General features: G+C 41.8%; 9 protein-coding genes. 2 read left to right on the top strand and 7 right to left on the bottom strand.

Annotated elements, in window-relative coordinates:
• Positions 1–413 precede the first annotated feature (413 nt).
• Positions 414–893 (top strand): DUF6985 domain-containing protein, encoded by a 480-nt coding sequence (locus V7K60_RS27910; protein ID WP_334930390.1) that lies wholly within the window; start codon positions 414–416, stop codon positions 891–893.
• A 3-nt stretch (positions 894–896) separates the two neighbouring features.
• On the opposite strand, the gene V7K60_RS27905 is transcribed toward V7K60_RS27910, so the two are convergent.
• From V7K60_RS27905 to V7K60_RS27885, 5 genes are all read right to left on the bottom strand, one after another.
• Entirely contained in the window at positions 897–1,199 is a 303-nt protein-coding gene (locus V7K60_RS27905) for a hypothetical protein (RefSeq protein ID WP_442944477.1), read from the bottom strand.
• A 32-nt stretch (positions 1,200–1,231) separates the two neighbouring features.
• The gene (gene coaBC, locus V7K60_RS27900; RefSeq protein WP_334930388.1) at positions 1,232–2,443 is read right to left on the bottom strand and encodes a bifunctional phosphopantothenoylcysteine decarboxylase/phosphopantothenate--cysteine ligase CoaBC; all 1,212 of its coding nucleotides are present in this window, start codon (positions 2,441–2,443) and stop codon (positions 1,232–1,234) included.
• Between the two features lie 86 nt (positions 2,444–2,529).
• Positions 2,530–2,742, bottom strand: coding sequence for a protein IsiD (isiD, locus tag V7K60_RS27895; RefSeq protein ID WP_094351471.1), 213 nt, complete (start codon positions 2,740–2,742; stop codon positions 2,530–2,532).
• A 154-nt stretch (positions 2,743–2,896) separates the two neighbouring features.
• Positions 2,897–3,502 (bottom strand): alpha/beta hydrolase, encoded by a 606-nt coding sequence (locus V7K60_RS27890; RefSeq protein WP_442944478.1) that lies wholly within the window; start codon positions 3,500–3,502, stop codon positions 2,897–2,899.
• A gap of 149 nt (positions 3,503–3,651) precedes the next feature.
• Entirely contained in the window at positions 3,652–3,960 is a 309-nt protein-coding gene (locus V7K60_RS27885) for a hypothetical protein (protein WP_334930386.1), read from the bottom strand.
• 217 nt (positions 3,961–4,177) lie between these two features.
• Between V7K60_RS27885 and V7K60_RS27880 the strand changes: the two genes are divergently transcribed.
• Positions 4,178–5,476 (top strand): MFS transporter, encoded by a 1,299-nt coding sequence (locus V7K60_RS27880; RefSeq protein ID WP_334930384.1) that lies wholly within the window; start codon positions 4,178–4,180, stop codon positions 5,474–5,476.
• 271 nt (positions 5,477–5,747) lie between these two features.
• Here V7K60_RS27880 and V7K60_RS27875 read toward each other — a convergent pair whose 3' ends face one another.
• Together V7K60_RS27875 and V7K60_RS27870 are read right to left on the bottom strand one after the other, a co-directional pair.
• On the bottom strand, positions 5,748–6,326 hold the full coding sequence (locus V7K60_RS27875) for a Uma2 family endonuclease (RefSeq protein ID WP_334930382.1): 579 nt from the start codon (positions 6,324–6,326) through the stop codon (positions 5,748–5,750).
• Positions 6,327–6,606: 280 nt separating this feature from the next.
• A complete protein-coding gene (locus V7K60_RS27870; RefSeq protein WP_334930380.1) occupies positions 6,607–9,354 on the bottom strand; it encodes a beta strand repeat-containing protein in 2,748 nt (915 codons plus the stop codon).
• Positions 9,355–10,231 lie beyond the last annotated feature (877 nt).

Below are 10,231 nucleotides of genomic sequence, written 5' to 3'. Positions count from 1 at the left end.
TAATCAAAGCCAGGCGTAAGCGCTATCGAGAGATTGACGCTTACACTCAACAAATTTGGGCTTTACCTTCTTAAGTTGACACCAATGGGCACTGCTGTGCCCCTACACCCCGCGATATAATGTTGTACCGCATCTGAATGGGAACCGCTATATTGTATTTGTTATTAGGAAAAATCTTGCGATGCCTGCGGTGGTCACTGACTTGTACTGAGCGCAGCCGAAGTAGCTTTGTCGAAGTGCGGGCAAAGCCATCGCTTCGTATACAAAAGCTCTAAAATTCAGAAATGGCAAAAGTTTTCCGAGAGTGACAGAAGAGGGATATTACTGGTAAGGACCTGAGCAAGAATATGTAACTAAGAACAAAGATAAACATATTTTTTCATAATTTTGATGAATAAAGGTAGTACCTGAAAATGATGAAATCCCCAAGGAGTTACTACGATGCTGAGTTTGGACAGATAAGAATCGAAGATAACCACTGGACTTTAGCAGAATGTGCTGTTTTGGGCGATCGCTGTGTACCGATTTTCGTGGATTTTGAACAGGGGCAGATTGGGGAACTTTCATCGCTCCAGCGTGAAGCTATTCGGCAAGCTCTAGCCTTACCACCAGATGTGTTACGCATCACTGCTCCTCTGGTGCTGCAAAATTATGATGTATATCGTGACATGATTGGAGATGAGTCAATGCCGCCGCTGGCTAATCCCATTCAGGTCTGGGATGAGGTCACTTTCTCATATATCTATGTGCCGCCCCACGTTGAGTATGACCTGCATATTGCTACCTTTGAGTTGATAGCTGAGTGTGACTGGGAGCCAGAACACGGCTTAGAAGTGCGCTTTCGCAATGGAGTAGCAGACGATGCAGATCAGATAGGTGAAACAGGACGGTAAAAACTATCTTGTTTGCGAGCGGATGCATTTATGAGGGCAGCACATTGAAGAAATAACAAGGGCGGCAAGATTTTCAAAAAAGCGTCGTAACTGACCTCTAAAAATTACCTTGAGCCGAAACATGGCAGTTTCAGACAAAGAACGTCGATGATAGCCGCTCTCTTGTTTCCATTGCTTGCGATCAACTTGACGCAATCGACGCAGATTTTCATCTCTTGGATGAGACAGTGCTTTACAGGACGTATGTTGTTGAATTTTATGCAAATAATAGCCGAAAAGAATGATTTTCACGTAAGGGCAATTCATCAATTATCCCTACTTGCCGCAAAATTGAAAATCTAAAATTCCGTGATCACAAAATCAAATAATTGATGTGCCATTTCTAATTTAGAACAAGGTGCAATTTCTACCTGATTTCCTTGACTATCTAAAAATATGGCTTGATTATTATCACTCCCAAAACCACTATCAGGTTGATCGATAGGATTGGCAACGATCGCATCTAATTTTTTCTTCTGTAATTTTTCTAATGCGGGATTGACAATATCTCCAGTGTGTGCAGCGAAACCAATTAATATTTGATGTGACTGTTTGAGTTCTGCTAATTGGGCGACTATATCCGGTACGGGTTCCAAGGGTAAAGCTTGGGGGAGCGATCGCTTGGGCAATTTCTCTGTACTATAATCTCGTGGCTTCACATCGGCCACGGCTGCTGACATCACAATTAGATCAGCGTTGGGTAAACATTCCACCATGACGTGCTGCATTTCGTCTGCACTAACAACGGGAATCGCTTGCACTCCCAATGGTACATCCCAATTAGCTGGGGCATGTACCAGAGTAACGTTTGCCCCTCGGTGAAGTGCTGCTTGAGATAGCGCCAATCCCATTTTACCTGTGGAAGGATTACCAATAAACCTCACTGGGTCAAGAAACTCTCGCGTTCCCCCAGCGCTAATTAACACTCGTTTACCTGCTAAATCTCGTTTGCCTTGAGTGTGTAACAACGATTGGATGTGAGCCAAAATTTCTGGAGGTTCTGCTAATCTACCAGCACCGATGCGATCGCACGCTAATAACCCTGATGCTGTACTCATTCCATGATATCGGCTATCTGTCAATAACTGTTGCCAATTCCGTTGCACCGATCGCTGTTCCCACATATCAGTATTCATTGCCGGTGCTAACAGGACGGGACAAGTAGAAGCCAGCACGGTATTTGTGAGTAAATTATCCGCCATTCCGTAGGCTAACTTTGCTAATGTATTAGCTGTCAAAGGGGCAATTACCATCACATCTGCCCATTCACCCAACTGAATATGCAACGGACGAGAGTGAGTTGGTTGCCAAAAATCATCATCTGTGTAGGCGGGATGACGAGATAGAGTGGCTATTGTCAGAGGCGTGATAAATTTTTGCGCCGAACGAGTGAGGATGACTCGGATTTCTACCCCGGTTTTAAACAGCGTCGAAACCAGTTCACAGATTTTGTAGGCGGCGATACCGCCACCTACACCAATGAGAACCCTGTTCAATTTTGGATTAGTCATGGTAAAAAGTTAGGAGTGAGTCGTTACAAAATTAGTACTAAATAGTTATAAATCCTAATTCTTAACTCCCAACTCCTAACTCTCAACTAAGCTTCATCGTAGGGTTCCAAGTCTAAAAGGTAGATATAGGGTTCAACTAACTCTGGACGCTGAAATGCGATCGCTCGCAATAGATGCCAATCATTTAAACCCTCAAAAGCATTACTATAATTATCCAGTTCCAGACGTGTAGCTAGTTCTTCTACTTCTACTGCACTCATGGCAGCAATTTCTTTTTGGGAAATGCTTAGAGTTGTCATAATACTTGCCCCTCCCTTATCCAGCACTCGCCTTCAGCATGGGTTAAGTTGCGCCAAACGCAGCCACCCAATATATATTACTCATTAGAAGTCATTAAGTTCGTGAAAATTGTCAGAATTTGTACCAGAATTTATAAAAAATTCGTAATCCTGACTAAGCAATTGTATTTACAACGAAATTTCGTAGCACCTCTAACGTTTTTGGATCTATTTCATGCCCCATATCAAATTCGTGATATTCTACTGCCACTCCTAGAGACTTTAGAGTTTCTCGTGCCTTCAAAGCAGCTTGCAGGGGCACAACTTCATCATATCTACCGTGAGTGATTAAAGTCGGCCCAATCCCACTTTTAACTGCCGTTAGTGCGTCAGGATGTAAATACCCGCTCATGACAACTAAACCTGCTAAGGGCAATTTTGAGCCGACATCTAAAGTCATTGCTCCGCCTTGAGAAAATCCACTTAAAATGGTGCGTGACAAAGGTATGCCCGTGGTACTTTCTAAAGATTCCAAGAAATCTGTTAGCAGTTGCCGACTTTCTGCCAAACCTTGATACATATTTTCTACCCGCAGGTCATACCATGCCCTCCCTATAGGGGAATAGGGATAAGGATAAGGTGCGTTGGGTAATACAAACTGGTAATCTGGTAAGTTGAGCAAAGGTAACAAAGATGCTACATCCTCAGCATTAGCACCCCAACCATGCAAAGTGACAATTAAGCCTGCTGGGGGTTGAGAAGTTGCTGTGGGAACGGTGATAGCTTGTAAAGACAGAGGTTTACTCCTAAAATTCTACTTTTGTACATAGATCCTATCTCTTATAGCAGACTTAGTATTTAACAGTATTTGCTGCTGGCCTAAAGAATACCGACATTGTATGGTGCTAGCAAGTTAACAGCGTATATTAACTATTTGTTCTCTGCTTCATCTTCAAGCAAGATTGTATTAAGAAGATTCAATTCACTGGATGCCATAAAGTAGTGATCGCTAAAAACTGTTTCTAATTCTGTAAAAATCTGTCTACCTGCCATAGCTATCCAAGGAACTGTTTGATAGTGAGGTACTACAGGTATGATTAAGCCTTGAGGAGTTAGAGAACGTCTTAGTACCGCAAGGCAAAAATCAAATTCTTCATTCCGTTGCATTTGCTGACCTGGCAGTGTCAACTTACTAGGGCTAATCTTTGGTACTTGGTCTTTACTAAGGTTTATCCTCATAATAAAATGTCCCGACATTCTTCGTTGCGCCCTAGCGTGAAAATGACCAACAGTCTTTGGGTTTACCCAAAATATAAATGCAAGTGAGCTTCATCTGATGCTGTAATCTGTATTTAGAAGCAAAGCAATCAATGTAGACAATAACCCTATCTTGCTCAAAGGCGATTACTTAAATTTGAACAACAGCAACCACAAGGGATAATATCGGACAACTAAGATGACCTCAGATAAAACGTTCCAACAAAAGGTATTAAATAAGGTAAGTCGGCGGCTGATTCCCTTATTGTTTGTGCTTTATGTCATTGCTTATTTAGATCGGGTTAATGTCGGGTTTGCAGCCTTGCAAATGAATCAGGATTTGGGCTTTAGTTCCACAGTTTACGGTTTAGGATCAGGGATCTTTTTTCTGGGCTACTTTTTGTTTGAAATTCCTAGTAACCTAATCTTAGAAAGAATTGGTGCTAGGGTTTGGATTGCCCGGATTGTCATCACTTGGGGAGTAATTGCCGTCGGGATGATGTTTGTCAAAAGCCTTTTGAGCTTTTACTTGTTGCGTTTTTTCTTGGGAATTGCAGAAGCTGGTTTTTTTCCTGGGATTATTCTTTACCTCACATATTGGTTTCCCACAATTCAACGCGCTAAAACCATAGCTTCATTTATGGCAGCAACTGCTATAGCTGGGGTTGTAGGAGCGCCCCTTTCTGGTCTGCTACTGACTCTACATGGAATTGCAGGATTAACAGGTTGGCAGTGGTTATTTCTAGTAGAGGGTTTACCCGCCATCGTTATGGGTTTTGTAGTGCTGAGTTATCTATGCGAACGTCCAGAGCAAGCTCAATGGTTGGAACCAGAGGAGCGTTTCTGGCTTCAAGAGAGATTGCGCTTAGAATACGAGCGCAAAACTAGCCACAACAATTACACTTTACTCCAAGCTCTTGTCAATCCTAAAGTTTGGCTACTAAGTATAATTTATTTCACTCTAGTAATTGGTCTTTATGGTATTAGTTTCTGGCTACCACAAATTATTAAAAGTTTTTCTGGATTAAGCGACCTGTGGGTAGGATTTACCTCAGCTATTCCCTATTTAGTAGGTGCGCTAGGAATGGTCTTTATTAGTAGCCACTCAGACCAAACTAGAGAACGCCGCGCTCATGTTGCTATCTGTGCTTTCATTGGGGCATTTGGATTAGTTCTTAGTGCTTACTTTCATCAGCCTGTGACTGCTCTAGCATCCCTTTCGTTGGCAGCATTAGGAATTTGGGGAGCTTTAGGGCCATTTTGGGCTTTACCCACCGCCTTTTTAAGCGGTACTGCTGCTGCTGGCTCCTTAGCTTTGATTAACTCTGTGGGCAATTTGGGAGGATTTGTTGCTCCCTATGTTATCGGCTTAGTTAAGGATGCCACTAATAGTTTTACTGGAGGGTTGCTTGTAATGGCAGCAACATTACTAGTTGGTGGAATTCTCACTCTGTTAGTGCCTCATGACTCTTCTCTAGAGCGATTGGATACTCTGTGAAGCTGAACAATCCAATAGACTGTCTATCACACCAGGTAACTTTGTCGCATTACCATCACTCAAACAGCCGCCAACGCGCGACCTGTTACTGTATGATGGTATTGACAAATTTTCAATAAATCCACTGCCTGGAGCAGGGTTAAAAGCCTCTCTAAATTTAGGTTGTTTCTTGGAAATTAAGAGTTTATGCTTTTTTAGTGCTATTCGATTCAGATTATAAATTGCCTTTTCATTGGCAAGACTTTAGCTGATTATGATTACTAATAAAATTTTAGGTATTTAATCCAGCTTGTTGAAAGATTGCGTGAGGGGTAATCTCCAATTCTGGTAGCAAATCATCACTAATTACTTGATGAGATCGATAAGTAATCGGCAAGGAAGATGGCGCAAATACAGTTACAGTTCTCGCTTTTGTATCAACTACCCAAACCCGATAAACACCAGCTTTCAGATAATCAGTCGCTTTTTCGGCAATTTCACCATAAGTTTGACCAGGTGAAATGATTTCGATGACTAATTCAGGTGCGACAGGACAAGCTTCATCTAATAGCCAATCAGCAGGAAGACGCTTATGAGAAATATAGGTCAGATCGGCCACAGGCATCCAATATTGTTGATTTCGTGTTAGTTTAATTGCCCATTCAATCACAACCCGACCCTTTGCTTGTGCCCATGCAGACAATAATATAAATAAAGCACCAGTAGTCGAGCTATGAAAAAATTTTGGTGATATTTCATTATCTTTGTATTTGGGTACAGCTTCACCGTTAACAAACTCGTATGTAATGTCTCCTTCGGGAAGTGCGAGAAATTCTTCTAGGGTTAGGCGTTGATTAAAAGACTGAACCATAGGGGTTATGTGCGTAAAAGATGCTTACTTTTAGTTTAGGCGATCGCCCATACTAAAGGCTAAGACCACCTAGTCCTTATTTCCAGCATTTTCGACAGTGATTGATAGTTGTATCCAAGCAGACTCTAAGGGATCGAGCCACAGCTTTATCTTTGATATTAGTGACAGATCGCTCACTATAATTGCATTGATGAATCGAATGCGAGTTACTATCTCAGACACCTCGCAATCCGACTATTTTCGATTTTATCTACTTAGAGTGATAAAGCATTCATCACAATTAAACAACCACAAAATTGTTTTTAGTTAGTGACAACCCACTCGAAAGTTGTCCAAATTGCACCTGAGTAAAGGCACTCGCACTGCCATCTCGATCAAAGAACAATGCACCTGTAACATCGTTGTAAATAAATCGCTGAGTGCTAGTGGTTGCAGATGATCCGATCGTAAACTGATTTTTCTGAAGTGAACCTGCTGATAATCCGCTACCAAAACCAGCAACCGATACCCGAATCAGTTCATTAGTAGTGTTGAAATCATCAAGTCTATCAATGCCTTCATTGAAACTATTGAAAGCAAAGGTATCAGTACCCGATCCTCCATAGAGGCTATCATTACCCTTGCCACCGATGAGGATATCATTCCCATCATCACCGTTGAGAGTATCATCCCCATTGCCCCCGACAATCAAATCATCGTAGTTTGTACCTATGATATCTAATCGTTCGATATTCTTGTAGATAACCCCATTTGTCCCCGCCGTAATTGAGCCAGTGTTAGTGGTGGCATTGAAAGTCGAAGTGATTCCCTCGCTACCACCGCCGTCATGGACGATCAACAAATCGTTACCTTTGCCTCCATCTATTGTGTCATTGCCACTAATAACCTCAATCGTATAAGCTTCACGGTTCCCGACAATGAAACTATAGTTTCCTGTTATCGTATCATTGCCATTACTCCCCACAATATTGTCATCGTACTCTGTACCTGAAATATTTAATCGTTCAATATTCTTGTAGCTAAGCTGACTCGCGCCCACCGTAATTGAGCCAGTATTGTTGATAGCATTGAAAGTTGAAGTGATCCCCCCGCCAGCATTGACGATCAACAAATCATCACCTTTGCCCCCATCTATCGTATCATTGCCATTACCGGACGTAGAGAGTGTATCATTACCATTGCTGCCCACAATATTGTCATCGTAGGCTGTACCTGAGATATTTAATCGTTCAATATTCTTGTAGCTAACCCGATTCGTGCCTGCCGTAATTGTTCCAGTGTTAGTAGTAGTATCGAAAGTAGAAGTGATTCCCTGGTCAGCATTGGTAGAAAATCTCAGCAAATCGTCACCTATGCCCCCATCTACAGTATCATTGCCACTCCTGCCCGGATCGAGCGTATCGTTGCCATTGTTCCCCACAATCAAGTCATCATAGAATGTACCTGAGATATCTAATCGCTCGATATTCTTGTAGTTAACCAGTCTCGTACTTGCCGTAATTGAGCCAATGTTAGTAGTAGGATTGAAAGTCGAAGTAATTCCCTCGGTAGCATTTGTGTCATCGACGTTCAATACATCGTCACCTATTCCCCCATCTGTCGAAATAATTCCCCCGGTATCATCGCGGTAAGTGACGAGCAACAAATCGTCACCTATTCCCCCATTTACAGTATCATTGCCATTTCTACCTGCATCAAGCGTATCATTGCCGTTGCTCCCTACAATCAAGTCATTGTAGGATGTACCTGTGATCTCTAATCGTTCGATATTTTTGTAGCTAACCCGGTTCGTGCCTAGCTTAATTGAGCCAATGTTAGTAGTAGGATTAAAAGTCGAAGTGATTCCCTGGGTAACATTATAGGAACCGTCCCTAGTGTCATAGGACAACAAATCGTCACCTTTACCTCCATCTATCGTATCATTGCCACTGTAGTTCTTGGAGAACGTATCGTTGCCGTCACCACCATTCAGCAGGTTATTGCCTTTTGAAAAGTTAACAATCAAATAATCGTCACCAGCGCCACCGTTGAGGGTATTGTTACCAGAGGAGTAATAGTCGTTCCCGTCGCCGCGATTTTGATAGCCTGAGGCAGAAAGAGTATCGTTGCCATTATCCCCAGAGAGTAGGTGATTGCCTCCTAAAAAATCAAGATTTGAAGAACCAGTAATCAAGCGATCGTCACCAGTGCCACCAAGAAGGGTGTCATTGTCCGTACCACCAAAGAGGTTATCATTGCCTGCATCACCCCACAACAGGTCATCCCCTTCACCACCCTGAAGTGAGTCATCCCCTTCACCACCCTGAAGTAAGTCATCCCCTTCACCACCGTTGAGAGTATCATTGCCTTTACCACCAATGAGAGTATCATTGCCTGTACTACCGCGTAGCAGGTCGTTACCACTCAAGCCGTCAATTTTGTCATTACCCCCCTGACCATTTACCACATCATTTGAGTTGTCTAAACCTGTAATGTTGTTGGATAGGTCATTGAGGAATGTCACTGTGTTTTTGCTGAACAGGTTAGTTTTAGTGGAGTTGGCATTAAACACATCAAAACTGTCGGTAATGCTGGTTTGTCCATCAAACAGGATATTGCCAATGGCAGGTCGTGAAGAAGTTGCTGGCAGATTATTCAGGTTTTCTAATTTGAAGTTTTGAAGGATGACTTTTGCATCAGCCACCTCTTCAAAGGTGATTTCCAGATTGCTGCCGTTCTGAGTAAGCAGCAGATTTTGGGCAGTAAGATTATAGCCTTGGAATTGGATGGTATCTACTTCGGCAATGACTGCTGCTGAGGGAGTTCCACTCTTACCTACCCCACCGAAATCAGTAATAGTATCGGTGTTGGGACTAGAGGAATAATAGTTTAAGTTGTAGACAAATTTATCCTTGCCACCGCCACCAGTCAAAATATCGTTGTCCTGATCACTTGAGGTAGTAGTATCGCTACCATTACCGTTAATTGTATCGTCGCTGTTAGTCCCTAGTAGGGTATCATTCCCGTTGGTTCCAATGATATTTGCCATAACTTTTTCCTACCTGAATTGATTTTTTGAGTAATATTAAGTTCTCAAGTTGTAGTTAGTGCTGTGTGAGCGCACAATAATCCGCCAAATGTTGACGTTTCGACATTCTTTCATGTCACCCTTGAGGATTACGAATTTTTCTCCGAGGATTCTCTTTTAAGTGGCTTTTACGTAGCGCTTATCTAACCATCTCGGACTATCTCAGTCTTAGGCATTGTACAAATTCATGAGCGTGTGGATTCAGAATAAAACTAGTTTCAGGAGTATTTCAATGATCTTCTATCAGTAGTGTAGGTCGGTAAAAACCGTAAGTACCTCTGAAAATTAGTATAAAAATCAAGATTGAATGCCTGAAAACCACAGATCATAATTTAGTTGGTTTGTCAATGCGTAAGTCTTAAATAGCTTGAAAAATAGCGAACACTTGACAGAGCAGAGCATAGAGAATCTTTATATCCTCTTCTGGGTTATTGCTCGTGGATGTTTAGCTTGAAAATGGGAAATATTTAGTATAAAATCATAATAAATGTATACCAAGTATTTACTTAGATGTCTATATTTAAATAGAAATCTTTGCATACTCTTCATATTATTTGCTAATAAATGTACTGAGAGCCTATCTGAAAACCAAAATGGGTTTAAAAGTAATCCAAGCACAAGTGAAATGTCATATCACTAAGTAGTTATCTACCTTTTTCTCCTTGCTAGCTCAGACTATTCAATGTTAACGGAGGTACGGAGAACCTGTCCAACTCCTTTTGTTGTTACGCCACTACCCGATCTCACTGGAGTTTAGACTAAGCAGCAAGAAATGGCTCAGCAGTGCTGAGTTTAGAAAAGACAAACTTCAAATGATGAAAATATTTGAGATTAAGCA

This window comes from Nostoc sp. (assembly GCF_036917555.1).
Lineage (GTDB): Bacteria > Cyanobacteriota > Cyanobacteriia > Cyanobacteriales > Nostocaceae > Nostoc.
Note: the sequence above shows the minus strand (reverse complement) of the source record. Positions and strands in the feature narration are given on the sequence as shown.

Excerpts from the sequence above, each read along its gene's own strand:
- V7K60_RS27910 (WP_334930390.1), top strand. The coding sequence starts at position 414 with ATGATGAAATCCCCAAGGAGTTACTACGATGCTGAGTTTGGACAGATA.
- V7K60_RS27905 (WP_442944477.1), bottom strand. The coding sequence starts at position 1,199 with ATGAATTGCCCTTACGTGAAAATCATTCTTTTCGGCTATTATTTGCAT.
- coaBC (WP_334930388.1), bottom strand. The coding sequence starts at position 2,443 with ATGACTAATCCAAAATTGAACAGGGTTCTCATTGGTGTAGGTGGCGGT.
- isiD (WP_094351471.1), bottom strand. The coding sequence starts at position 2,742 with ATGACAACTCTAAGCATTTCCCAAAAAGAAATTGCTGCCATGAGTGCA.
- V7K60_RS27885 (WP_334930386.1), bottom strand. The coding sequence starts at position 3,960 with ATGAGGATAAACCTTAGTAAAGACCAAGTACCAAAGATTAGCCCTAGT.
- V7K60_RS27880 (WP_334930384.1), top strand. The coding sequence starts at position 4,178 with ATGACCTCAGATAAAACGTTCCAACAAAAGGTATTAAATAAGGTAAGT.
- V7K60_RS27875 (WP_334930382.1), bottom strand. The coding sequence starts at position 6,326 with ATGGTTCAGTCTTTTAATCAACGCCTAACCCTAGAAGAATTTCTCGCA.
- V7K60_RS27870 (WP_334930380.1), bottom strand. The coding sequence starts at position 9,354 with ATGGCAAATATCATTGGAACCAACGGGAATGATACCCTACTAGGGACT.